This is a genomic window from Sphingomonas endophytica (assembly GCF_014199415.1).
Lineage (GTDB): Bacteria > Pseudomonadota > Alphaproteobacteria > Sphingomonadales > Sphingomonadaceae > Sphingomonas > Sphingomonas endophytica.
This window is the reverse complement of the sequence record NZ_JACIJN010000003.1, coordinates 323986-348804: the sequence shown is the minus strand read 5'-3', so window position 1 is coordinate 348804 and position 24819 is coordinate 323986. Positions and strand designations below refer to the sequence as shown.

Below are 24819 nucleotides of genomic sequence, written 5' to 3'. Positions count from 1 at the left end.
ATCCAGTCGGCGGGTCTCTGCCCGCGCGTTGCGAAATGAGGTAGCGCTACCATCAGAGCAGCGCAACCGTTTTCGCGTCAAAGCCCCTCGCCGCCGACCCATTGTGCATTGGCGAGCCGGCGCGCTAGTGTCCAGTTCTGCTGGCGGATGTCGGGGACGGCGACGACTTCCCACAGCCCGCCGCGGGTCATCGGGCCGATCGCATAGAGCTGTTCGGCGACCCTGCCATTGGCATCGACGACCCGCGACTGCGCGTCGACCTCCAGCCCGATGCGCAGCGCGTCGGGGCGGATCATCCCGCGCGCGCGAAGGTCGCGGAGCAGCGGCTCGCCCGAGCGCAACAGGTCGCCCTGCGGCCCGGTGCAATTGACGATCCGCGCGACGCGCAGGCAACGCGTGTCGGTCTCGCCGCGCGGCCGCCACGCGACCGACGCGTGCGAACCGTCGGGGCGGGCGGTGACCAGCTTGCCCGCCACCACCTCCAGACGGCCCGCGGCGACCAGCGCCGCGATCCGGTCCGCGACCGCGGGCGCGAGGCGATGCCGATGCACGTCCCACCACGGCCGCAGATGACGGAGGAACCGCGCGCGCGTCGTCGCGTCCGCCGCGCCCCACATCAGCTGCGTGACCGGGCGCAGGGTGTCGACCGCCGCGCGCCAGCCGATCATGTCGCTGCGCTGCCGGACATGGCGCAGCAGCGCCGAGAGGGTCGCGGCGGGGCGTTCGGAGAGACCCGGCTGCGGCGGCGTGTCGGCATGGCGGCGCGGGGTGAGCCCGCGTCGCGACAGCGCGACGATCCGGCCGCGAAACCCGCTCGAGTCGAGCAGCAGCGCGGCATCGACCGCGGTCAGCCCGCTGCCGACCAGCAGGACATGATCGTCGTCGCGCAGGCCTTCCGCGATGTCGCCCGCCCAGGGATCGCCGCGGTAGCAGCCCGGCGGCAGCGCGTCGGGGTCAATCCCGGGCGGGGTGTGCGGCGGCAGATTGCCGAGCGCGAGCACCATCGCATCCGCCGCGAGCCGGCCGCCGCCCGCGAACGTCGCCTCATAGCCGTCCGCCGCCCGCACGATCGCGCGTACCTCGTCCTCGATCAGCGTCAGGCGGTGCGGATACGCGGCGACCGCCTGTTCCAGCATCTCGCGCAGATAGCGGCCATAGACGCGGCGCGGGACGAAGGTGGTGCGGTCGCCGAGCGCGTTGTGCGTCAGCCAGCGCACGAAATGGTCGGGATCGTCAGGCAAGGCGCTCATGTTGCCGGCGCGGACGTTGAGCAGATGCTCCTCGTGCGCCGCGCTATAGGCGACGCCGCGCCCGAGCTGCGCCGGCCGTCGCTCGATCAGCGTCGCGCGCGGTCCGTCGTGGCGCAGCAGGTTGATCGCGAGCAGCGCGCCAGAAAAGCCGCCGCCGACGATCGCGACATGGCGGATCATCGCCGGCCAGCCCGGCGCGGGAAACGGTTCGATGCTATCATCCCGATCGACCCTGTGCCATGCCGCCGGTGATGACGACATTGCGCCTATCGAATGAACCGCGTGCGCTGGGCAAGAGCGGGATCGCGGTTTCGCCGCTCGCCTGGGGCATGTGGCGGTTGTCCGGAGACGATATCGCGGCGGTGCGCGCGCTGATCGACGCCGCGCTGGCGGCGGGGATCACCCTGTTCGACACCGCCGACATCTATGGTTGCGACATGCCGGCCGGGTTCGGCTCGGCAGAGGCGCTGTTCGGGCGCGCGCTCGCCGAGGATCGCGCGCTGCGCGAGCGGATGGTGATCGCGACCAAGGGCGGGATCCGGCCCGGCATCCCCTATGATAGCAGCCGCGCCTATCTCGCGGCGGCCCTCGACGATTCGCTGCGGCGGATGGGGGTGGAGACGGTCGATCTCTACCAGATCCACCGCCGCGACCTGTTGGCGCATCCGCAGGAAGTCGCCGGAGCGCTCGACGCGATGGTGGCGAGCGGCAAGGTCCGCGCGATCGGCGTCTCGAACCATGCGCCCGCCGAGGTCGATGCCTTGCAGGCGTTCCTCGACCAGCCGATCGTCGCGACGCAGCCGGAATGCTCGGTGCTGCACACCGCGCCGCTGTTCGACGGGACGCTCGACCATGCGATGACGCATGACCTTGCCGTGCTGGCATGGTCGCCGCTCGGCGGCGGGCGGCTCACCGACGCCGCTCACCCGGCAGGCGCGTTGCTCGCTGCGCAGGGGGCGGCCTGGGGCGTCGATGCGGCGTCTGCGGCGCTGGCATGGGTGATGGCGCATCCGGCGCGGATCATCCCGATCGTCGGGTCGCAGAACCCGGCGCGGATCGCGGCGGCGGCCGACGCGTACCGGGTCGAATGGACGCGCACGCAATGGTATGCGGTGCTCGAAGCGGGGATGGGGAGCAGGCTGCCCTAGCGTGCCTCCCATAGCTTGCTTCATCGTGTGGTATCGCTAACAGGGGCGGTGCAACGCCGCGGGCGACAGGATCGGAGAGGATGGCGGACGTGTTGATGACGCAGGCGATGCGCTGGTTCGGGCCGCGCGATCCGGTGCCGCTGGCGCATATTCGTCAGGCCGGCGCGACCCACGTCGTCACCGCGCTCCACCACATCCCCAATGGCATGGTCTGGCCGCGCGAGGAGATCGCCGCGCAGCGCGCCATGATCGAGCGCGCCGGGCTCGGCTGGACGACGGTCGAGAGCGTGCCGGTGCACGAGGCGATCAAGACCGCCGGTGCGGAGCGTGACCGGCTGATCGACCAGTATATCACCACGCTGCGCCATCTCGCGGCGGAGGGGATCACCATTGTCACCTATAATTTCATGCCGCTGCTCGACTGGACGCGCACCGACCTGGCGTGGGAGCTGCCCGATGGCGCGCGCGCGTTGCGCTTCGAGCTGGACGCGGTGGCGGCCTATGACCTCCACCTGCTCCGGCGCCCCGGTGCCGAGGCCGATTATGCGCCCGACACGATCGAGCGCGCCGCGCGACGCTTCGCGGCGATGGACGACGAGGCGAAGCTGCGGCTGGAGCGGACGATCATCGCCGGGCTGCCGGGCAGCGAGGAGAGCTTCACCTCCGCGCAGTTTCTCGACGCGATCCATGACTATGCCGACACCGGCCCCGACCAGCTGCGCGCCAACCACCACGCCTTCATGGCGGCAATCTGCCCGGTCGCCGAGGAACTGGGCATCCGCATGGTCGTCCACCCCGACGATCCGCCGTTCCCGATCTTCGGGCTGCCGCGCGTCGTCAGCACCGAGGCGGACGTGACCGCGCTGTTCGAGGCGGTGCCGAGCACCGCCAACGGCCTGTGCTTCTGCACCGGCTCATTTGGGGTGCGCGCCGACAATGACCTGCCCGGCATGGTTCGGCGGCTGGGGGAGCGGATCGGCTTCCTCCACCTGCGCAGCGTCCAGCGCGAGCCCGATGGCGCGTTCCACGAGGCGGCGCATCTGGAGGGCAGCGGCGACCTGACCGCGGTGATGGCCGAGGTGGTGGCGTTGCAACGCCGCGAGGGGCGCTCGATCGTGATGCGCCCCGATCACGGCCACCAGATGATCGACGATCTGACCAAGGTGACCAACCCCGGCTATTCCTTGCTCGGGCGGATGCGTGGGCTGGCGGAATTGCGCGGGCTGGAGCGTGGCCTCGCCTTCATGGGAGCGAAGTGACGATGACCCGACCGCTCGAACTTCACCCCGACCGGCTGTTCCCCGCCGATCCCACCACCCGCGACATCGCGCGGACGCTCTATGCCGAGATCGGCGCGCTGCCGATCGTCAGCCCGCACGGCCATACCGATCCGACATGGTTCGCGACCGATGCCAAATGGGACAATGCGACGACGCTGCTGCTCGCGCCCGATCATTATGTGTTCCGGATGCTCTACTCGCAGGGCATTGCGCTCGACGATCTGCGCATCCCGCATCGCGGCGGGGTGCCCGGCACCTATCCGCGCGCGGCGTGGAAGCTGTTCGCATCGCACTACGAGCTGTTCCGCGGCACGCCGTCGCGGCTGTGGCTCGACCATGTCTTCGCCGAGGTGTTCGGGTTCGACGTGCGGCTCGATGCCGACACCGCCGACCTGTACTTCGACACGATCACCGATCGGCTGGCGGGCGACGACTTCCGCCCGCGCGCGCTGTTCGACCGCTTCCGCATCGACTTCCTCGCCACCACGGAGGGCGCGCACGACAGCCTCGACGCGCATCACGCGATCCGCGCCTCGGGCTGGAAGGGGCGCGTCGTCACCACCTATCGCCCCGATGGCGTGATCGACGTCGAGCACGAGCAGTTTAAGGGCGCGATGGAGACGTTCGCGGCGTTGACCGGCGAGGACGTGTACAGCTGGTCGGGCTATCTGGCCGCGCATCGCAAGCGCCGCGCCGATTTTCGCGCCGCCGGCGCGACCGCCACCGACCACGGCCACGCCACCGCGCAGACCGCCAACCTGTCGACCGCCGAGTGCGAGGCGTTGTTCGCGAAGATCGTCGGCGGCACGTGGGACGCCGCCGATGCCGAGCTGTTCCGGGCGCAGATGCTCACCGAAATGGCGAAGATGAGCGTCGCGGACGGGATGGTGATGCAGATCCACCCCGGTTCGTACCGCAACCACAATGCCGGGCTGTTTGCGAGCCACGGGCGCGACAAGGGCGCCGACATCCCGGTGCGCACCGAATATACCCGCGCGCTGCAACCGATGCTCGACGTGGTCGGCAACGAGCGCGACCTGACGATCATCCTCTTCACGCTCGACGAGAGCGTCTATGCGCGCGAGCTGGCCCCGATGGCGGGCCATTACCCGTGCCTGAAGCTGGGGCCGGCGTGGTGGTTCCACGATTCGCCCGAGGGAATGCGCCGCTATCGCGAGCTGACCACCGAAACCGCCGGCTTCTACAACACCGTCGGCTTCAACGACGATACGCGCGCCTTCCTGTCGATCCCGGCGCGGCACGATGTCGCGCGGCGCGTCGATTGCGCGTTCCTTGCGCGGCTGGTTGCCGAACATCGTATCGAGGATTGGGAAGCGCTCGAACTGGCGCACGAGCTGACCGACGGGCTGGTGCGCAAGGCGTACAAGCTGTGAGATTGTCCGAAGCGACCCGTGCATCGCTGCCCGGCGATGTCGCGCAGCCCGGCTATGCGCGTCGCGAACAGGCGCGCGGGATCGTGCATCTCGGCATCGGCGCATTCCACCGCGCGCATCAGGCGGTCTATACCGACGATGCGATGGCGGCCGGGGATCGCGACTGGGCGATCACCGGCGTGTCGCTGCGCTCGCGACAGGTCCACGAGCAACTCGCGCCGCAGGACGGGCTCTATACGGTCGCAACGCGCGATGCGGACGGCGAGCGGCTGCGGCTGATCGGGGCGGTGCGCGAGGTGCTGGTCGCGCCGGATGCGCCGGACGCGGTGGCAGCGGCGCTGGTCGCGCCCGCGACGCGCATCGTGACGCTGACCGTTACCGAAAAGGGCTATCACCGGCTGCCCGGCGGCGGGATCGACACCGCGTCGGTCGCGGCGGCGAGCGGCACGATCTATCACTATCTGTCGCAAGCGGTGCGTGATCGGCTGGCGGCGGGGGCCGGGCCGATGACGCTCGTCAGCTGCGACAACATGACCGACAACGGCCATGTGCTGCGCAATGGCGTGGTGGCGTTGCTCGACGGCGCGGCACGCGACTGGTTCGAGCGCGACTGGGCGTGCCCGTCGACGATGGTCGACCGGATCGTCCCCGCCACCACCGCCGCCGATCTCGACGGGATCGCGGCGCGGCTCGGGCAGCGTGACGAGGGCGCGGTCGTCACCGAGCCGTTCCGGCAATGGGTGATCGAGGATCGCTTCGCCACCGACCGCCCGCGCTGGGATGTCGGCGGTGCGCAGTTCGTCGCCGACGTGCGACCCTATGAAACCGCCAAGCTGCGGATGCTCAACGGCGCGCATTCGGCGCTCGCCTATCTCGGGCTCGGCGCGGGGCATGACTATGTGCATCAGGCGATCGCCGACCCCGTGGTGCGTCCGATCGTCGAGCGGCTGATGCGCGACGAGGCCGCCGCGAGCCTCGACGCCGCGCCGGGGCAGGATCTGCGCGGCTATGCCGATGCGCTGCTCGCGCGCTTCGCCAATCCATCGCTCGCGCACCGGCTGGCGCAGATCGCCAGCGACGGGTCGCAGAAGGTCGGCCCGCGCTGGCTGGAGGCGCTGACGATCAATCGCGCGCGCGGGGTCGATCGCACCGCGACGCTGACCGCGCTGGCGGGGTGGCTGCGGCATCTGCGTGGGCAGGCGGGGCCGATCAGTGATCCGATGGCCGACGAGCTGGCGGCGCTGTGGCGCGCGAACGATGCGCGCGGGATGGTCGATGCGCTGTTCGGGGCCGAAGGCAAGTTTGCGGCGCGCTGGCAGGCCGACGAGGCCGAGCGTGCGATGCTGGTCGAGCTGGTGGAGCGGACATGATGGGGAAGTTTCTGGCGTTCGGCGAGATCATGCTCCGCCTCTCGCCGCCGGGGCGCGAGCTGCTGATGCAGACGCCGCGCTTCGACGTGTGGGTGGCGGGCGCGGAGGCGAATGTCGTCACGCAGCTCGCCAAGCTCGGCCACGACGTCGGCATCGTCAGCCGCGTGCCCGACAACGACCTCGGGCAGAGCGCGATCACGACGCTCCGCGGGCACGGTGTCGACGTGCGGCACCTCCAGACCGGCGGCGAGCGGATGGGGCTGTATTTCGTCACTTCCGGCGCGGGGATGCGCGCGACCGAGGTGATCTACGACCGCGCCGGTTCGTCGTTCGCCGAAGCGCCGGTGAGTGCGTGGGACTGGGATGCGATCCTCGCGGGCGTGACGCGGCTGCATCTGTCGGGGATCACCCCGGCGCTGGGGCCGGTGCCGGCCGAGAGCGCGATCGCCGCGGCCGAGGCGGCGAGCGCGCGCGGCGTTGCGGTGTCGTTCGACGGCAATTGGCGCGGCAAATTATGGGCGCGGTGGGACAGCGATCCGCGCGGCATCCTGACGCGGATCGTCGAGCACGCCGATCTGATGTTCGGCAACCACCGCGACATCGCCTTGCTGCTGGGGCGCGACGATTTCGGCGGTGAGGGCGAGGACCGGCGGCGCGCGGCGGCGGAGGCGGCGTTCGCGCGCTTTCCGAAGCTGATGACGATCGCCTCGACCGCGCGGCATGTCGAGCATGTCGATCTCAACCGGCTGTCGGCGCGGATCGACACGCGCGACGATCATGCGCAGACGCCCGAGACGGTGCTGGCCGGGATCGTCGACCGGATCGGTGGTGGCGACGCGTTTGCGGCCGGGGTGCTGCATGCGTTGCTCAACGGGCAGGGGATTGCGGCGGCGGCGGAGACGGGGCTGGCGCTCGCGGCGCTCAAGCACTCGCTGCCGGGGGACGCGGCGTTGTTTCGGCAGGGCGATGTCGATGCGTTCCTTGCCGGCGGGTTGGACGTGCGGCGGTAGGGTTGGCGCTGTCATCCCGGACTTGATCCGGGATCCCGCTTCGTCTGCAACGGTGAGAGCGGGACCCCGGATCAAGTCCGGGGTGACGAAGTAGGAGAGCGCGCGTACCGCCCCACTTACCGTCGCCCCTGCGCAGGCAGGGGCCTATCGCTGTCCCGTCATGCGCGAAGGCCGACACACAGGCGGCGCTAACCGTGTCAGATGTCGGGTCAGGACGAGACAGCCATGGGCCCCTGCCTGCGCAGGGGCGACGGAGAGGGAGGGAGGCCGCTTTTAAGGTTCAGCCGCCAACAGACGGCAGCGCCTACCGTCCGATCAACGCCTCGGCGCGCCCGACCTCATGCGCCACCACCTGCTGCGTCACGCGCAGGAACAGCCGCTGCGCCTGCCGCCACGCATTCGTCTCGCGCGTGACGTGGCGGTCGCGGTGGCTGGCGATCAGCCGGCTGCCCCAGCTTTCCACCGCGGCATCGACATGGGTGGCGTCGCCCTGCGGCGCGATCACGATCGACGGGAACGGCAGGCGCGCGGTCGGCGAGGCGAACAGGTCGGTATCGCCGTCGCGCGTCACCTCGGCGTCGCGGGGCGCGAACAGCAACGCGCCCGCGATCTTCGCCACATAATCGCTCGGCGACAGCCGGCCCCACCACGCACTCGCCGCGCAGCCGATCCCGTCGGCGACCAGCAACACCGGTCGCTCCGCCGCGCACACCGCCTGATCGACGCGCGCCGCCCAGATCTTGCGCTCGGCGCGCGAGCGGGCGGCGATCGGGATCGTGCGCGGATCGTTGGCGGGCCAGCCGAACATCGTCCGCCACGTCGGCTCGCGGTGCCGCGCGTCCGAGATCGCGACGATTGAGAAAGGGGCGAAGCGGTCGTTGGCGGCGATGGCGAACATGGCTGTGGCTCCCGGGTGGCGCGGACCGTCGTCGTGGCTGAGGGCTGCGATGGTACGCGAGTCTGGCGCGATGGGGAGTCTAGTTGGCCTTTGGCGCGGTGAGGCTGGGGTTTGTCGGGGTGAGGTGAGGGGGCGTGGGGTCGTCATTGCGAGCGTAGCGACGCAATCCAGGGCGTCCTGGTCCGGCTCTGGATTGCTTCGCTACGCTCGCAATGACGAGAAAAGGGCGCCCTCCCGCTTGGGAAGACGCCCTTTTTCAATAGGGGCAACGAGGCGGCGAAGCCGCGTCGTCGGTCCTCACCTGCGGCGAGGCCGGCCGACAGCGCGTGTGGCGCGGCGCGCCACCGGCTGCCGGCACGGCAGCCTCACGCGCTGTAGTACATATCAAATTCGACCGGGCTCGGGGTCATTTCCCAACGCGCGACCTCGTCCCACTTCAGCTCGACATAGGCCTCGATCTGGTCCTTGGTGAACACGTCGCCCTTCAGCAGGAAGTCGTGATCGGCCAGCAGCGAGTCCAGCGCTTCACGCAGCGAGGCGCAGACCGTCGGCACTTCCGCCAGCTCGGCCGGCGGGAGGTCGTACAGGTTCTTGTCCATCGCCTCGCCCGGATGGATCTTGTTCTGGATGCCGTCCAGACCCGCCATCAGCAGCGCCGCATAAGCGAGGTACGGATTGGCCATCGCGTCCGGGAAGCGGACCTCGACGCGCTTGCTCTTCGGGCCGGTGCCGTACGGGATGCGGCACGACGCCGAACGGTTGCGCGCCGAATAGGCGAGCAGCACCGGCGCTTCGTAGCCCGGCACCAGCCGCTTGTAGCTGTTGGTGGTCGGGTTGGTGAAGGCGTTGATCGCCTTGGCGTGCTTGATGATCCCGCCGATGAAATACAGGCAGGTGTCGGAGAGCCCGGCATAGCCGTTGCCCGCGAACAGCGGCTCCTTGCCGTTCCAGATCGAGAAGTGCGTGTGCATCCCCGAGCCGTTATCTTCCTTGATCGGCTTCGGCATGAACGTCGCCGACTTGCCATAGGCATGCGCGACCTGGTGCACGACATACTTGTAGATCTGCATCCGGTCGGCGGTGGTGGTCAGCGTGCCGAAGGTCAGGCCCAGCTCGTGCTGCGCGGCGGCGACCTCGTGGTGGTGCTTGTCGCACGGCAGGCCCATCTCGAGCATCGTCGAGACCATCTCGCCGCGGATGTCGACCGCCGAGTCGACCGGCGCGACCGGGAAATAGCCGCCCTTGGCGCGCGGACGGTGCGCGAGGTTGCCGCCCTCATATTCGCGGCCGGTGTTGGTCGGCAGCTCTATATCGTCGATCTTGAAATACGACTGGTTGTACGACGTGTCGAAACGGACGTCGTCGAACATGAAGAACTCGGCTTCCGGCCCGACGTACACGGTGTCGCCGATCCCGGTGGTGGCGACATAGGCCTCGGCGCGCTTGGCGGTGGTGCGCGGGTCGCGGCTATAGCCCTCGCCGGTCGACGGCTCGACGATGTCGCAGAACACGATCAGCATCGGGGTGGCCGAGAACGGATCGGTGTAGACCGCGTCCAGATCCGGCTTCAGGATCATGTCCGACTCGTTGATCGCCTTCCAGCCCTCGATCGAGCTGCCGTCGAACATCAGGCCGTCGGTCCATTCGTCCTCGCCCATCACCGAGGCGACCATGGTCAGATGCTGCCACTTGCCCTTGGGATCGGTGAAGCGCAGATCGACCCACTCGATCTCCTCGTCCTTGATCTTGCTCAGAACGTCTGCGGCCGTGTTCGCCATGTGTTGCTCTCTCTCGCATAAGCGTCGCCCCGACCAATGTCGGGTGAGACGCGGTAAGTGGCACGCTCCGATGACAGCGGAGCGAAGAAGGGGATCAGATCGCCTCGTTATCGCGCTCGCCGGTGCGGATGCGCAGCGCGGTCTCGACCGGGATCACGAAGATCTTGCCGTCGCCGATCCGGCCGGTCTGCGCGGCGGCGGCGATCGCCTCCACCACGCGCTCGGTCAGCCCGTCCTCGACGACCACCTCCAGCTTCACCTTGGGCAGGAAGTCGACGACATATTCGGCGCCGCGATACAGCTCGGTATGGCCCTTCTGCCGGCCGAAGCCCTTCGCCTCGGTGACGGTGATGCCGGACACGCCGATCTCGTGCAGCGCCTCCTTCACCTCGTCCAGCTTGAACGGCTTGATGATCGCTTCGATCTTCTTCACGCGACGAACGCCCCACCCCAAGAAACCCGGATGCCCCAACAGCATCGATGCACCGATCGTGCCAGCCGCGGCGCGGAAGGGCAAGGTGACGACTCGCGGAAATCCGGGCTTTTTGCTGCCTGAAAAACGGGCAAAACCAGGGTGGTTGCCGCTTTTGCGAGCAGGGTCATTTCTTAACCCCGCCACGCCTAAGCGAAGGCGATGCGAAGCTCACGCGAATATCGGATCGGCGCCGTTTCGGCATTGTCGCTGCTGCTGGCGGGCTGCGGTGGTGGCGACGGCGATGGCGGCAGCGCCGCGACCCCGGTCAGCGGCGGGGTACAGGTGGTGCCGGCGCCGACCCCGAGCCCGACGCCCGTCGCGACACCGACGCCCGCTCCCGCTCCGACGCCGACCCCGACGCCCCCACCACCGGCGCCCGCGCCGACCGGCAGCTGGGCGGGCAACGCCGCCGCCCTGTTCAGCACCCAGCCGGATGTCGCCAATTGCCGGCCCGGCACGTTGCTCCAGAGCGTCCGCGACGACGTGCTGGCGCGGCTGAATGCGATTCGTGCGCTCCACCGCCTGCCCGCGGTCAGCTATTCGAGCGCCGACGACGAGCAGGCGACGCAGGCCGCGCTGATGATGGCGGCGAACGGCCAACTGAGCCACACGCCGGCTGCCTCGTGGAAATGCTACACCACGCTGGGCGCGAACGGCGCGGGGACCAGCAACCTCTACGGCGGGCTGATCTCGCCGTATCTCGCTTATTATACCGAGGACATGTACCTCGGCGGGTGGCTGACCGAGACCTCGAACCTCGTTGTCGACAGCGTCGGGCACCGCCGCTGGCTCCTCGACCCGTTCCTCGGCAAGATCGCCTATGGCCGCGTCGCGCAGGTGCTCGCCGACGGCAGCCGCACCGACGCGGCGGCGATGAAGGTGGTGACCTTCACCGGCGGGGTGAGCGTGCCCGCCGACCTGCCGCCGTTCGTCGCCTATCCGTATGGCGACTATCCGGCGCGCTATTTCGATCCGTTGTCGCTGCTGTCGTTCACCGTCATCGCCGACACCACGCAGCGCGGCGGCGCGAACGCGACGGTCGATTTCAGCAAGGCGACGATCGCGGTCAGTGACGGCGCCAATGCGCTGACGGTGTCGAGCGTCAGCTTCGACAACGAGCGTTACGCGGTGCCCAACAACCTGCAGTTCAAGGTCGCGGGGCTGAAGCCGGGGGTGAGCTATTCGGTGAAGATCACCGGGGTCGGCGTGCGCGGCACCTCGACCGATTATAGCTATACGTTTCGGATCGTGTCGTGACCGACGGCCTAGAGGCCGGGTCGTCATTCCGGACTTGATCCGGGATCCCGCTTCTTCACGACGCTCGTAGAGAAGAAGCGGGGCCCCGGATCAAGTCCCGGGCGACGAAAGGGGTTGGCCGCAGCCCCCTCAATACGGCGGCTTGTCGAGCCCCGCGGGCGAGCCGGTGAAGATCTCGCAGCCGTCCGCGGTGATCCCGATCGAATGTTCGAACTGCGCCGACAGCGAGCGGTCGCGCGTCACCGCCGTCCAGCCGTCGTCGAGCAGCTTCACGTCGGGGCGACCGATATTGATCATCGGCTCGATCGTGAAGATCATCCCCGGGCGCAGCTCCGGCCCGGTGCCCGGACGGCCGACATGGACCACTTCCGGCGCGTCGTGGAACAGCCGCCCGACCCCGTGCCCGCAGAAATCGCGGACCACGCCGAAGCGATGCCCCTCGGCATGGCGCTGGATGGCATGCGCGACATCGCCCATCGTATTGCCGGGGCGCGCCTGCTCGATCCCGAGCATCAGGCATTCATAGGTCACCTCGACCAGCCGCTTCGCCTTCAGCGGCACGTCACCGATCAGGTACATGCGGCTGGTGTCGCCATGCCAGCCATCGACGATCGGGGTGACGTCGACATTGACGATATCGCCCGACTTCAGCGCCTTGTCCGACGGGATGCCGTGGCAGACGACGTGATTGATCGAGATGCAGCTCGAATGCGTATAGCCGCGATAGCCAAGTGTCGCGGGCACGCCGCCGCCGGCCTTCACGAAATCGTAGATCAGCTTGTCGATCTCGGCGGTGGTCACGCCCGGCACCATGTGCGGCACGAGCATGTCGAGCGTTTCGGCGGCGAGTCGCCCGGCCTTGTGCATTCCCGCAAAGGCTTCCGCCCCGTGCAGCTTGATCGCGCCGGTGCGCGCGAGCGGCGCATCGCTGGTGACGGTCACATAATCGGTCATGCGCGCGGATATAGCGTGGCGGGCGCGTGATTGCGAGCTAGGGAAGGAGCATGACTGACGAACGCATCTGGACCGCCGCCTTGGTGGTGATCGGCGACGAGATCCTGTCCGGCCGCACGCAGGACAAGAACATCGCGCAGCTCGCCACCTGGCTCAACGTGCAGGGCATCCGGCTGGTCGAGGTGCGCGTCGTCCCCGACCGCGAGGCGGCGATCGTCGAGGCGGTCAACACGCTGCGCGCGCGGAACGACTATCTGTTCACGACCGGCGGGATCGGCCCGACGCATGACGACATCACCGTCGACGCGATCGCCGCCGCACTGGGGGTGCCGGTGGTCGAACACCCCGATGCGCTGGCGGTGCTGGAGCGCCACTACGAGACGCGCGGCGGGTTGACCGACGCGCGGCGGCGGATGGCACGCGTGCCGGCGGGCGCGACGCTGATCGAGAATCGCGTCTCGGGCGCGCCGGGTATCCGCGTCGGCAACATCTTCATCATGGCGGGCGTGCCGCACATCACCGCGGGGATGCTCGACTGGCTGACCGGCACGCTCGAAGGCGGCCGCCCGGTGGTGAGCGCGACGATCGGCTGCTGGGTTGCCGAAAGCGAGGTCGCCGAGCTGCTCCGTGCCACCGAAAAGGCGCATGAGGGCGTGGCGATCGGAAGCTATCCGTTCTTCCGCGACGGACGGACCGGCGCCAATTTCGTCGTGCGCTCGCCGGACGCGGCGCTGGTCGACCGCTGCATCGCCGACCTGACCGCCGCGCTCGAGGCCGACGGGCGGGAGGTGACGGCTGAGGGAATCTAGCTGCGGCGGACCGCTACGAGCTTGATCCGTCATCCCGGACCTGATCCGGGATCCCGCTTCCTTGCCTCACCGCTGAAGAAGGAGCGGGACCCTGGATCAGGTCCGGGGCGGCGATTTGCGGAAAGCGCGGGAACATCGGAACAGCGATCTTCCACTCGTCCCGAACAGGGATCGGCGACAAGGTAAACGACGTTGCGGCGCCCAGCGCCACAAGCCACGGGCAAGGTTCAAATTTCCGGGACCGGACACGATGGCGCGCACAGCATTTATGGCAGGACTGACGGCGGCGCTGGCGCTGACGGCGGCGGGTCCGGCTTCGGCGACGACCGTCATCCAGGGCATGGATGCGCTGCACGAATGGAACCTCGTCGTGCTCGGCGACCTGAAGTCGTCGTCGGAGGTCGAGGGGCGCACGTTCGTCGGCGGCAATCTGAGCGGCACATCGTCCAACTATCAGATCCGCACCCCTGCCGCCTCGGCGGCGAAGACCCCGGCGCTGACCGTGGTCGGCGACGTGACCGGCGGGACCAAGAACCTGACCGGCGGCGCGACGGTCGGCGGCAATGTCAGCAGCGGCTTTTCGCTCAACGGCAGTCCGCAGACCGTGCTGGTCGGCGGCACGATCGCCAACACCAACGTCAACCAGAACATCGTCAAGTCTGGGCAGGCGGCGACTGCGGGGTTCACGCAGGGGCTGATCGACCAGCGCGATGCACTGACCCGCTCGATGGTCGACCTGTCGAACGGGCTGTCGGCGCTGACCGCGACTGGCACCGCGCTGATCGCCAACAATCGCGCCACGTTCAACGCGGTCGCGGGCGGTAATGGCGTGGCGGTCTTCTCGCTCGCCGCCAGCGATCTGTCGAGATTCGGCGAGATCGCGTTCAACCGCAACGGCGCGGACACGGTGATCGTCAACGTCAGCGGCGCGACGATCCGGCTCGACGACAATTTTCTCGGCAACGCCGACCAGCTGGGCCGCAACGTGATCTGGAACTTCGCCGACGCGACCACGGTCGACGTCACGACCGCGTGGCGCGGCTCGGTGCTCGCGCCGCTCGCCGCCGGTACGACGGGCAATTACATTCAGGGCAGCGCGGTGTTCAACAGCATGGTGCAGAACGGCGAGCTGCACCTCGACACCTATGCGGGCAATTTCCGCCCGACCGCGGCGGTGCCGGAGCCGGGGACGTGGATGATGATGCTCGCGGGTTTCGGCGCGCTCGGCGTAATGCTGCGGCGGCGGCGGAAGGTGGCGCTTCAGTCGGCGGTTTGACGCCGTGCAAAGCGGAGAGCCGCTCAGACTTCGGGCACGCCACAGCGGCTAGAGTACCCGTCATGGCGAGCGTAGCGAAGCAATCCAGGGCGTCCTGATCCAGCCCTGGATGGCTTCGCTACGCTCGCAATAACGGTAGAGATGTTCGACGGAGCGTTACGGTATCACGCGACCTGCACGACCTCTTCCGGCTCGCGCAGCACATAGCCGCGGCCCCAGACGGTCTCGATGTAATTCTCGCCCTCGCAGGCGAGGCTGAGCTTCTTGCGGAGCTTGCAGATGAAGACGTCGATGATCTTCAGTTCGGGCTCGTCCATCCCGCCGTACAGGTGGTTGAGGAACATTTCCTTGGTCAGCGTCGTGCCCTTGCGGAGCGAGAGCAGCTCCAGCATCGCATATTCCTTGCCGGTCAGGTGAACACGCGCGCCATCGACCTCGACGGTCTTGGCATCGAGGTTCACCGACAGCTTGCCGGTCTTGATGACCGATTGCGAATGGCCCTTCGAGCGGCGGACGACGGCGTGGATGCGCGCGATCAGTTCCTCGCGATGGAACGGCTTGGTGACGTAATCGTCCGCGCCGAAGCCGAAGCTGCGCACCTTCGAATCCATTTCGTTGATGCCGCTGAGGATCAGCACCGGAGTCTGGACGCGCGCGACTCGCAGCTTCTTGAGCACGTCATAGCCGTGCATGTCGGGCAGGTTGAGGTCGAGCAGGATGATGTCGTAGTCGTAGAGCTTGCCGAGATCGAGGCCTTCCTCACCCAGATCAGTATTGTAGACGTTGAAGCCCTCGGTCGACAGCATCAGCTCGATGGCCTTGGCGGTGGTCGGCTCGTCCTCGATCAGCAGCACGCGCATCGGCAATTCCCCGGTTGTCGGTGGCGAGATGCCGTCGTCGGCCACGCCTGTCTGGTTCGTTTACCAAACTGCCTCTGAAGCATAAAGGTTAACTGCCGCTTAAATTGGGTGTTCCCTTTTTTCACTTTGCTTGTCGATATTTGCTTCACGCGGCGTGCCCATTGCCGTGAACAATGTGCGTTCGCGCGAGCGGGGGATGTCCTCGCCCAGCATCTCGCGCAGGTACAGGCTGCGCACCAGCGTGAAGGTGACGACCAGAATACCGCCCGAGAAGAACAGCCCGAACAATCCGAACACCGCGCCGGTGCCGATGATCGCGAACAGGCTCAGCGCCGGCGGGATCGCGACCACGCGGCTGGTGACGAACGGTGTCACGAAATTGGTCTGGATGATTCGCACCGCCGCGAACACGCCCAGCGCCCACAGCAATTGATCGGTCCCGGCGGTGGCGGCGAGCCCCAGCGCCGGCAGCATCGCCGCGACCGGGCCGACATAGGGGATGAACTCGCTGAGCCCGGTCAGCAGCCCGAGCATCGCCGGTGAAGGCACTCCGGCCGCCCACAGCCCGACGCCGACCATCAAGCCCATCGCGGTCATCTGGATCAGCTGCGCGCGCAACCACAGCAGCAGCGTCGAGCCGACGTCGCCGAGCGCATCCTCCAGCGCCGCCCGCCGCGACGGCGGCACCAGCAGCAGCACGCCACGCTCGTAGATCTTGGGATCGACCGCGAAGAAGATCGCGCCGAACAGCACCAGCACGGTGTTGAGCAGCAATTGGCCGGCGCCGCGCACGATCTCGCCGATGTCCTGCGCGACGCGGCTGCCCGCAAAGGCGGCGCGCACCGCGTCGACGACCTTCGCGCCGACCGGACTTTGCGACATATACGCCTGAAACTGGTCCAGCAGCCCCGGCAAGGCGACCACCAAGGTGTTCACCTGCGCGCGGAACTCGACCCCGAACAGCCAGAAGAGCAGCGCAAGGAAGCCAAGCAGCGTCAGGATCGCCGCAGTCATCGCGCGTTTGCTGCCCAGATGCGCGCGGGTCGCGTACAGCTCGGCGATCGCATGGATCACGATCGCGATCAGCACCGATCCGAACGCGAGGATCAGCAGGTGCCGGGCGAGATACAGCGCCGCGACCAGCGCCACGATCACGACGATCCACAGCACGCGGCGGATGAAGCGCGCGTCCGGTTCGTCGGGCGCCAGCCGGTTCATGCGGGAAGGGCAGAACGTTTCACGAGCGGCACAACGCGCCCGTCCCGAAAAAGGCGCGCCGTCACCGCACGATTTTGACTCAGCGTGGCAACAGCGCCACGGGCGGCGTCCAGCGGAGCAGCGCGTCATATTCCTGCGGCGGGTCGGCGAAGCCCGCGCGTGCGACGAGCGCTGGCGTGCCGAGCAGCAGCGCGATGCCGCCGGCGAGGCGCGTGGCGCGCCGTGACGGCGGGCGCTCGATGAGCAACACGCCCGCCAATGCGGTCGCGAGCATCGGCCAGAGATGATAGCGGAGGTCGGCCGCGATCGAGATCGCCGCGAAGCTCGCCTCCAGCGCCAGCGCCGAGGCGAGCAGCCCCAGCGCGAGGCGGCGCGCCGGACCGCGCGGCGCGCGGCCGGCGCCCGCCAGCAGCAGGAGCGCGGCGATCATCCACGCGAACGGCCAGCCGAGCGGGGTGCGGACCATCCCGCCGGCGAGCGTCTGCCACGCCGCCGCGGCGCGACCGGGGCTGGCGATCCCCGCGGCATTGGGCTCGCTGCGCGTCGGCGGCGCGGCGCCGGGCAGATGCGCGGGGACCAGCCACCGCCATGTCATGTTCAGATGGGCGACGCGCTGCGCCAGATACGCGGCCGGATGACGAAGCGCCGCGACGGCGAGCTGGCGATAGAGCGTGCCCGGCGACCGGGTCGCGAGCGGTGCCAGCGCGGCGACGCAGGCGGGCGTGTCGCCGAGCGGATCCCAGAAATAAGGCGTGACGCATTGCGCCGCGCGCAGGGTCGCGCCGGTACCGGCGGGCAAAGCCGCGACCCCCGCGTCGCGGGTGCGCACGGCGATGCCCGCGAGGTCGTAGCGCGGCTGGGTCGAGGTGACGTCGCTCGGCGCCGCGCCGAGCAGGCGATGGTTGATCGTGCCGGACAGCGCGAGCACCGCCGCGACGATGGTGATCGCCGCGCCGAATTGCGCTGCCGGACGGCGGACAGGAGCGAGCGCGGCGATCAGCGGCGCGAGCGCGAACACCGCATTGGCGCGGACCAGCAGCGCATAGCCGAACAGCAGCGCCGCGCCTGCGCCGATCGCGCCCGGCACCGGCCGGTCGCGGAGACGATAGCGCGCGATCAGCCCGGTCGCGGCGAGCGCCGCGCCGACCAGTTGCGCGTCCTTGAGGACCACGCCTTGCCAGCCGAGCAGCGGCGGGAGCAATCCCGCGGCGAGGACCGCCCAACCGGCGCGGCGCCTGCCGATCGCGGTGAGCGCGTCCGCGATCAGCGCGAGGCCGAGCCAGTAACCGGCGAGCTGCACCGCGAGCAGCGGCGCGGTGCCGTGACCGAGCGGCAGCAACGCTTGCCAGAGACGGGCCATGATCGGGGGGTGCCAGTCGTCGAGCTGGTTCGAGACGACCTGCTCATACTGGCGCAGCGTGTCGTATTCGGCATAGCCCGGCCAGAACAGCGCGAGCGACGCCGCGAAGAGGAGCGCGCCGGCGACGAGGTGAGGGCGGCCCGGATCGATGAGTCGGCGCGGTCGCTCGGGCATCATCGGATCGGGATAGTCACGCCGCTCGGGCATTGCGAGTGCGGCGACGCACGCCGGCACTGTGCCTGCATGTGCGGGATCGTTTCATGCGCTCGCGATGGTGCCGATCGTGCTGCCTTCGCGTCGAAGCGAGGCCGGCGCCTTGTCGCTATTCGACGCGATCCGACCCGCGTTGCTGGGGTCGTGGTCAAGAGGCGGGCTCGCATCGACCTACCCGTCCACCGTGCCGCCGCTAAGGATCGATCATCTGCCCCACCCGTCATCCCGGACTTGATTCGGGATCCCGCTTCTCTCTGCTGTTGCCAAGAAAAAGCGGGACCCCGATCTAATCCGGGGCGACGATGGTGTGGGTCAGGATCGACGAAAGCGCCGATCCGGTCGGCACCTGTGTCCTAGAAGTGGATCGCGCGGCCGTAGGCGCCGAGCACGCTTTCGTGCATCATTTCGCTGAGCGTCGGGTGCGCGAACACCGTCTCCATCAGCTCGTGCTCGGTCGTCTCGAGCTGGCGCGCGACGACATAGCCCTGGATCAGCTCGGTGACTTCCGCGCCGACCATGTGCGCGCCGAGCAGCTCGCCGGTCTTGGCGTCGAAGACGGTCTTGATGAAGCCGTCCGCCTCACCGAGCGCGATCGCCTTGCCGTTGCCGATGAACGGGAATTTGCCGACCTTGATGTCGCGGCCGGCTTCCTTCGCCTTCGCCTCGGTCAGCCCGACGCTCGCCACCTGCGGGCGGCTGTAGGTGCAGCCCGGGATGTTCCACGTCTCGAACGGATGCGGGTTGCCGCCGGCCAGCTTCTCGACGCAGACGATGCCCTCGTGGCTCGCCTTGTGCGCCAACCACGGTGCGCCGGTCACGTCGCCGATCGCGTAAATGCCCTCGACATTGGTGCGGCCGAAGCCGTCGACCTTGATATGGCCGCGCTCGGTGGTGACGCCGAGCTTCTCGAGCCCGATCTCCTCGGTGTTCGGGACGATGCCGATCGCGACGATGACGTGGCTATAGTCCTCGGTCGTGGACTTGCCGTCCTTGCCCTTGATCGTCGCCTTCACGCCGTCCGCGCCGGTGTCGATCTTCTCGAGCGCAGCGCCGGTGACGATCTTGATCCCGTCCTTGGTCAGCCGCTTCTCCATGAAGGCGCTGACTTCCTCGTCCTCGACCGGCAGGATACGCGGCAGCATCTCGACGATCGTCACGTCCGCGCCCATGTCGTTGTAGAAGCTCGCGAACTCGACGCCGATCGCGCCCGAGCCGATCACCAGCAGCTTGGTCGGCATCACTTCGGGCACCATCGCGTGGCGATAGGTCCAGATCCGCTTGCCGTCGGCCTTGGCGAACGGCAGGTCGCGGGCGCGCGCGCCGGTCGCGACGAGGATGTGCTTGGCTTCGAGGTCGACCGTGCCGTTGCCCTGCTTGACCGACAGCTTGCCCTTCGCCGTGATCGTGCCGAAGCCTTCGACCACGGTGATCTTGTTCTTCTTCATCAGGCCCTTGACGCCGGCGTTGAGCTGGCCGGAGACCTTGCGGCTGCGGTCGACGATCTTGGCGAGGTCGAAGCCGATGTTGTCGGCCTTGAGCCCGTAATCGCCCGCGTGCGTCATGTAGTGATAGATTTCCGACGTGCGCAGCAGCGCCTTGGTCGGAATGCAGCCCCAGTTGAGGCAGATCCCGCCGAGCCGCTCGCGCTCGACGATCGCGACCTTCAGGCCGAGCTGTGCGCCGCGGATCGCGGCGACATAGCCGCCGGGGCCGGAGCCGAGAACGATAAGGTCGTAGGTGTCAGCCATGTAACCACTCCCGGGCCGCAGCCCCTGTTGTCACCACGGGCACAGCGGCCCGCAAAATCCTTACGCCGCCGTAGGCACTTCGCGCGGGCGGCGGTCCTCGTCGATCGCGACGAAGGTGAAGCGCGCTTCGGTCACCTTGCGCGATTCCTCACCGTGGCGGTCGCGCGCCCAGCTTTCGACCTGGATCGCGATCGAGGTGCGCCCGACGCGCTCGATCTGCGTGTAGACCGACACTTCGTCGCCGACATGGACGGGGGCGTGGAATTGCATCCCGTCCATCGCGATCGTCACCGCGCGCCCGCGGGCGCGCCGCGCCGCGGTCAGCCCGGCGGCCGAGTCCATCAGGCTCATCAGCCACCCGCCGAAGATGTCGCCATACGCATTGGCGTCGGCGGGCATTGCCGAGACGCGGATCGTCGGGGCCTGTTGCGGTTCGGTAGCGCTCATGCGGCGGCTCCTTCGCGGCGCACGCGCCAGATGTCGCGCGCGCCGAGCAGGCCGACCGCGACCAATGTCGCCGCGCCGACCAGCCAGATCGTGTCGGCGCCCTGCGGATAGCTCCACGCCGCGCCCTTGAAGACCAAAGCGGTCACGCCGAGCGACAAGGCGCTCCACGCGAACTCGCGCTTGTCCGCGCCCAGCTCCATCTGCGCCACGCGCCGGTGCCTCAGGCGAGCATCGCCAGCGGGTTCTCGACCAGCTCGCGGAACGCCTTCATCAGCTGCGCACCGTCCGCGCCGTCGATCGCACGGTGATCGAAGCTGCCGGTCGCCGACATGATCGACGCGACGCCGAGCGAACCGTCACCCAGCACCCACGGGCGCTTCTCACCCGCGCCGACCGCGAGGATCATGCCCTGCGGCGGGTTGATCACCGCCTCGAACTGCTTGATCCCGAACATGCCCATGTTGCTGATCGACGCGGTGCCGCCGGTGAATTCCTCCGGCTTCAGCTTCTTGTCACGCGCGCGCGCGGCAAGGTCCTTCATGCGCGTCGAGATGCTCGACAGCGAGGCGGTATCCGCCTCGGTGATGACCGGGGTGATGAGCCCGTCCGGGGTCGACACCGCGACCGAGATATCCGCGCGCTGGAAGCTGACGAGCTGGTCCGGGGTGAACATCACGTTGCACTTCGGCACCTGGATCAGCGCGACGGCGAGCGCCTTGATGAGCAGGTCGTTGACCGACAGCTTCACGCCGCGCGATTCGAGCCCGGCATTGAGATCGCCACGCAGCTTGAGCAGCTTGTCGAGCTGCACGTCGACCGTGAGGTAGATGTGCGGCACCTGCTGCTTCGATTCGGTCAGGCGGCGCGCGATCGTCTTGCGCATGTTGGTGAGCTTGGTCAGCTCGTGCGGGATGTCGGGCACCTCCGCCGGGGTCGGCGCGGGGGCGGGCGATGCCGCGGGGGCCGCGCTGCTCGCGGCGGCGGCCGGCGCGGACGCCTTCCCCGGCTGCGCGCCATCGACGTCGGCCTTGACGATCCGGCCGTTCGGGCCGCTGCCCTTCACGCCCGACAGGTCGACGCCCTTGTCGGCGGCGAGACGGCGCGCGAGCGGGCTCGCCTTGACGCGGTCGCCGTCCTGACGGGCAGGAGCGGGCTTCGGATCGGCGGGCTTGCCGTGGTCGCGGACGTCTTCCTTGGCGGGCTGCGCCTCGGTGCCGGTCTTGTTCGGGTCGGCGGGCGACGGCTTGGACTCGCTCTCCTTGGCGGCGGGGGCGGGGGTGCTCTCACCCTCTTCCTCGCCATCGGCGAGCAGCAGCGCAATGACCGTGCCGACCTTCACGCCGTCCGACCCTTCCGCGACCGCGATCTTCGAGATCACGCCTTCGTCAACCGCCTCGAACTCCATCGTCGCCTTGTCGGTCTCGATCTCGGCCATGATGTCGCCGGCCTTGACGGTATCGCCTTCCTTCACGAGCCATTTGGCCAGCGTGCCCTCCTCCATCGTCGGCGACAGGGCAGGCATCTTGATTTCGATCGGCATCGTGATCCTCGAGAGGCTCGTGGGACAGGCGCCCGTCTCTTGCGGACGCGCGCCGTACGGTCAAGCCCGTCGCCCTGTCTCATGTGCTTGGCGCAGGCGGGCGCGACCGATACACTTGGCGAAAAAGGGGGGCATGGATGCGCATCTATCTGACCGTGATCGACGATACGCCCGAGGCGCTGATCGCGCTGCGCTTCGCGGCGCGGCGCGCGGTGAAGACCGGCGGCGGGGTGGAGATCCTCGCGCTATTGCCGCCGCAGGAGTTCATCCCGTTCGGCGGCGTGCAGGCGACGATCGAGGACGAGCAGCAACGCCATGCCGAGGGACTGGTCGCGCGCGCGGCGGGGACGCTGCTGGAGGAATCGGGGGTGCGCCCGTCGATCACGGTGCGCAGCGGCGACGGACCGAAGGTGATCCGCGCGCTGATCGCCGAGAATCCGCAGATCGCCGCGCTGGTGCTTGGGGCGGCCGCCGACGGCGCGCCCGGCGCGCTGGTCACCCATTTCGCGGCCGATGTCGGCGCCCTGCCGGTGCCGCTGATGATCGTGCCGGGCGGGCTGTCGGCGGAGGCGATCGACCGGCTGAGTTGATCGCAATCGCTTGAGCGCCCGCGATTCCCTCGCCACAAGCGGGGCATGAACCATCGCCTGTTGCTCGCCGCCGCCCCGCTGCTCCTCGCCACCCCCGCCGCCGCGCGCGAGGCGCCGTCGCCGGCGCGGCAGCGTGCCACGGTCGAGAAGCTGGTGTCGTTCGGCACGCGTCACTCGCTGTCGTCGGCGACCGACCCGAAGCGCGGGATCGGCGCGGCGCGAAGCTGGGTGGCGGGGGAGTTCGCTTCGCTGTCGCGCGCGTGCGGCGGATGTATCGCGACCGAGCGGCTGTCGCGGCGCTTCGTCGGCCCACGCGCGCCCGACGGCGTGGTGATCGAGGACGTGCTCGGCGTCCAGAAGGGCAACGATCCCAACCGCTACATCATCGTCGGCGCGCATATCGACAGCCGTGTCACCGACGTGATGAACGTCACCAGCGACGCGCCGGGGGCGAACGACGACGCGAGCGGCGTCGCGCTGGTGCTGGAGGCGGCACGCATCCTGTCGAAGGAGAAGTTCGCGGCGAACATCGTCTATGTCGCCTTTTCCGGCGAGGAGCAGGGGCTGTGGGGCGCGACCTTGCTCGCCGAGACCGCACGGGCCCGCGGCTGGCAGGTCGATGCGATGCTCAACAACGATATCGTCGGCAACACCGTCGGGCAGGGCGGGGTGACGATCGACGGCTATGTCCGGGTCTTCTCCGAGGGCATCCGCAGCAGCGAATCGCTCGTCGAGGCGATCGAGCGGCGCGGCGTCGGCGGCGAGGACGACGGCCCGAGCCGCGCGCTCGCCAAGGCGATCGACGGCATCGCGGGGACGCTGCCCGGCGGGTTCGGCGTGTTCGTCGACCGCCGCCCCGACCGCTTCGGGCGCGGCGGCGATCACGAGCCGTTCCTGAAGCAGGGCTATCCGGCGGTGCGCTTCTCGGTCGCGGCGGAAAACTGGGATCGCCAGCATCAAGACGTGCGCACCGAAAACGGTCGCGTCTATGCCGATACGATCGAGGGGATGGACTTCCCTTATCTGGCGAAGGTCACCGCGATCAACGTCGCGACGATCGCGCGGCTCGCCGCCGCACCCGCCGCGCCGCCGGTCGCGTCGATCTCGGGCGCGTTGTCCTATGACACGAAGGTGACGTGGACCGCGGTGCCGGGGGCGACGCGCTACAAGATCTACTGGCGGCGCGCCGATGCAGCGGCATGGACACAGTCGCGCGAGGCGACCGGCACCAGCCTCGACGTCGCGGGCGTGCCGGTCGACGATCATTTCTTCGGCGTCGCGGCGGTGGGCGCAAATGGTGCGGAAAGCCTCGTGACCTTCGCGGGCCGCGAGAAGAAGTAGTTTCGTCGCCCCGGACCTGATCCGGGGCCCCGCGTCTTCTTGGCGGGCGTTGTTGAAGCGGGACCCCGGATCAAGTCCGGGGCGACGAAGTGTTCAGAGCCGCGCGGCCAGCAGCGCCATCAATTGCTCGCACCCGCGCGCATCCTCTTCATCGAAGCGCGCCGGCAACGGGCTGTCGAGGTCGAGCACGCCGAGCAGCGCGCCATCGCGGACGATCGGCACCACCAGCTCCGAGCGGCTTGCCGCGTCGCAGGCGATATGGCCGGGAAAGGCATGGACGTCGGCGACCAATTGCGTGCGCCGCTCCGCCGCCGCCGTGCCGCAGACGCCCTTGCCCAGCGGGATACGGATGCAGGCGACCTTGCCCTGAAACGGCCCGAGCACCAGCATATCCTCGACCAGCCGATAGAAGCCGGACCAGTTCAGGTCGGGCAGATAGTGCGCGATCAGCGCCGCGGCATTGGCCATGTTCGCGATACCATCGCGCTCGTCGGCGGTCAGCGCGTCGAGCGCGCCCAGCAGCTCGCGATACAATGCCGGCTTTGATTCGGCTTCGATGTGAAAGTCGTACATGCCGTCGAGGTAGGCGCTGCGTGGCTGCTG

General features: G+C 68.7%; 23 protein-coding genes. 10 read left to right on the top strand and 13 right to left on the bottom strand.

Annotated features, from left to right (window positions below; translation table 11 throughout):
* Positions 1-77: 77 nt before the first annotated feature.
* Complete coding sequence (locus FHS97_RS06985; RefSeq protein WP_184034987.1) at positions 78-1430, bottom strand: FAD/NAD(P)-binding protein; 1353 nt, start codon at positions 1428-1430, stop codon at positions 78-80.
* Between the two features lie 71 nt (positions 1431-1501).
* Between FHS97_RS06985 and FHS97_RS06980 the strand changes: the two genes are divergently transcribed.
* From FHS97_RS06980 to FHS97_RS06960, 5 genes are all read left to right on the top strand, one after another.
* The gene (locus tag FHS97_RS06980) at positions 1502-2398 is read left to right on the top strand and encodes an aldo/keto reductase (protein WP_184034985.1); all 897 of its coding nucleotides are present in this window, start codon (positions 1502-1504) and stop codon (positions 2396-2398) included.
* Positions 2399-2478: 80 nt separating this feature from the next.
* Positions 2479-3657: a mannonate dehydratase gene (gene uxuA, locus FHS97_RS06975; RefSeq protein WP_221233166.1), complete on the top strand. Its 1179-nt coding sequence runs from the start codon at positions 2479-2481 to the stop codon at positions 3655-3657.
* A gap of 2 nt (positions 3658-3659) precedes the next feature.
* Complete coding sequence (gene uxaC / locus FHS97_RS06970) at positions 3660-5072, top strand: glucuronate isomerase (protein ID WP_184034983.1); 1413 nt, start codon at positions 3660-3662, stop codon at positions 5070-5072.
* Entirely contained in the window at positions 5069-6442 is a 1374-nt protein-coding gene (locus tag FHS97_RS06965) for a mannitol dehydrogenase family protein (RefSeq protein ID WP_184034981.1), read from the top strand. Before uxaC ends, FHS97_RS06965 begins: the two co-directional genes overlap by 4 nt.
* On the top strand, positions 6442-7452 hold the full coding sequence (locus tag FHS97_RS06960) for a sugar kinase (protein ID WP_184035082.1): 1011 nt from the start codon (positions 6442-6444) through the stop codon (positions 7450-7452). The genes FHS97_RS06965 and FHS97_RS06960 overlap by 1 nt, the downstream gene beginning before the upstream one ends.
* A gap of 304 nt (positions 7453-7756) precedes the next feature.
* Here FHS97_RS06960 and FHS97_RS06955 read toward each other — a convergent pair whose 3' ends face one another.
* The 3 genes from FHS97_RS06955 to FHS97_RS06945 all read right to left on the bottom strand — a co-directional run bounded on the left by FHS97_RS06955 (position 7757) and on the right by FHS97_RS06945 (position 10561).
* Positions 7757-8350, bottom strand: a complete 594-nt coding sequence (locus tag FHS97_RS06955) for an alpha/beta hydrolase (RefSeq protein ID WP_184034979.1) — start codon at positions 8348-8350, stop codon at positions 7757-7759.
* 365 nt (positions 8351-8715) lie between these two features.
* Entirely contained in the window at positions 8716-10128 is a 1413-nt protein-coding gene (gene glnA / locus FHS97_RS06950; RefSeq protein ID WP_184034976.1) for a type I glutamate--ammonia ligase, read from the bottom strand.
* A gap of 94 nt (positions 10129-10222) precedes the next feature.
* Positions 10223-10561: a P-II family nitrogen regulator gene (locus tag FHS97_RS06945; protein WP_028056880.1), complete on the bottom strand. Its 339-nt coding sequence runs from the start codon at positions 10559-10561 to the stop codon at positions 10223-10225.
* Positions 10562-10762: 201 nt separating this feature from the next.
* Between FHS97_RS06945 and FHS97_RS06940 the strand changes: the two genes are divergently transcribed.
* On the top strand, positions 10763-11860 hold the full coding sequence (locus FHS97_RS06940) for a CAP domain-containing protein (protein WP_184034974.1): 1098 nt from the start codon (positions 10763-10765) through the stop codon (positions 11858-11860).
* A 129-nt stretch (positions 11861-11989) separates the two neighbouring features.
* Here FHS97_RS06940 and map read toward each other — a convergent pair whose 3' ends face one another.
* Positions 11990-12814 (bottom strand): type I methionyl aminopeptidase, encoded by an 825-nt coding sequence (gene map / locus FHS97_RS06935; protein WP_184034972.1) that lies wholly within the window; start codon positions 12812-12814, stop codon positions 11990-11992.
* A 50-nt stretch (positions 12815-12864) separates the two neighbouring features.
* Here map and FHS97_RS06930 point away from each other — a divergent pair, with 50 nt between their 5' ends.
* On the top strand, positions 12865-13623 hold the full coding sequence (locus FHS97_RS06930) for a competence/damage-inducible protein A (RefSeq protein ID WP_184034970.1): 759 nt from the start codon (positions 12865-12867) through the stop codon (positions 13621-13623).
* 268 nt (positions 13624-13891) lie between these two features.
* Complete coding sequence (locus tag FHS97_RS06925) at positions 13892-14899, top strand: choice-of-anchor A family protein (protein ID WP_246346506.1); 1008 nt, start codon at positions 13892-13894, stop codon at positions 14897-14899.
* Between the two features lie 164 nt (positions 14900-15063).
* Here the strand turns inward: FHS97_RS06925 and ctrA are convergent, their stop codons facing one another.
* From ctrA to FHS97_RS06890, 7 genes are all read right to left on the bottom strand, one after another.
* The gene (ctrA, locus tag FHS97_RS06920; RefSeq protein WP_184035080.1) at positions 15064-15759 is read right to left on the bottom strand and encodes a response regulator transcription factor CtrA; all 696 of its coding nucleotides are present in this window, start codon (positions 15757-15759) and stop codon (positions 15064-15066) included.
* 99 nt (positions 15760-15858) lie between these two features.
* On the bottom strand, positions 15859-16977 hold the full coding sequence (locus tag FHS97_RS06915; protein WP_184034966.1) for an AI-2E family transporter: 1119 nt from the start codon (positions 16975-16977) through the stop codon (positions 15859-15861).
* A gap of 79 nt (positions 16978-17056) precedes the next feature.
* On the bottom strand, positions 17057-18571 hold the full coding sequence (locus FHS97_RS06910) for a hypothetical protein (protein ID WP_184034963.1): 1515 nt from the start codon (positions 18569-18571) through the stop codon (positions 17057-17059).
* A gap of 332 nt (positions 18572-18903) precedes the next feature.
* Positions 18904-20298 (bottom strand): dihydrolipoyl dehydrogenase, encoded by a 1395-nt coding sequence (gene lpdA / locus FHS97_RS06905; protein WP_184034961.1) that lies wholly within the window; start codon positions 20296-20298, stop codon positions 18904-18906.
* 60 nt (positions 20299-20358) lie between these two features.
* Complete coding sequence (locus FHS97_RS06900) at positions 20359-20745, bottom strand: acyl-CoA thioesterase (RefSeq protein ID WP_184034959.1); 387 nt, start codon at positions 20743-20745, stop codon at positions 20359-20361.
* Positions 20742-20954 (bottom strand): hypothetical protein, encoded by a 213-nt coding sequence (locus FHS97_RS06895; protein WP_184034957.1) that lies wholly within the window; start codon positions 20952-20954, stop codon positions 20742-20744. The genes FHS97_RS06900 and FHS97_RS06895 overlap by 4 nt, the downstream gene beginning before the upstream one ends.
* An 11-nt stretch (positions 20955-20965) precedes the next feature.
* Positions 20966-22285: a pyruvate dehydrogenase complex dihydrolipoamide acetyltransferase gene (locus tag FHS97_RS06890; RefSeq protein WP_184034955.1), complete on the bottom strand. Its 1320-nt coding sequence runs from the start codon at positions 22283-22285 to the stop codon at positions 20966-20968.
* A gap of 137 nt (positions 22286-22422) precedes the next feature.
* On the opposite strand from FHS97_RS06890, the gene FHS97_RS06885 reads away from it, so the two are divergent.
* Together FHS97_RS06885 and FHS97_RS06880 are read left to right on the top strand one after the other, a co-directional pair.
* The gene (locus tag FHS97_RS06885) at positions 22423-22875 is read left to right on the top strand and encodes a universal stress protein (protein WP_028966633.1); all 453 of its coding nucleotides are present in this window, start codon (positions 22423-22425) and stop codon (positions 22873-22875) included.
* A gap of 45 nt (positions 22876-22920) precedes the next feature.
* Positions 22921-24216 carry a M20/M25/M40 family metallo-hydrolase gene (locus FHS97_RS06880; protein WP_184034952.1) on the top strand — a complete coding sequence of 432 codons (1296 nt, stop codon included), beginning with the start codon at positions 22921-22923 and terminating at the stop codon, positions 24214-24216.
* A gap of 93 nt (positions 24217-24309) precedes the next feature.
* On the opposite strand, the gene FHS97_RS06875 is transcribed toward FHS97_RS06880, so the two are convergent.
* Positions 24310-24789, bottom strand: a complete 480-nt coding sequence (locus FHS97_RS06875) for a GAF domain-containing protein (RefSeq protein ID WP_184034949.1) — start codon at positions 24787-24789, stop codon at positions 24310-24312.
* Positions 24790-24819: the final 30 nt, after the last annotated feature.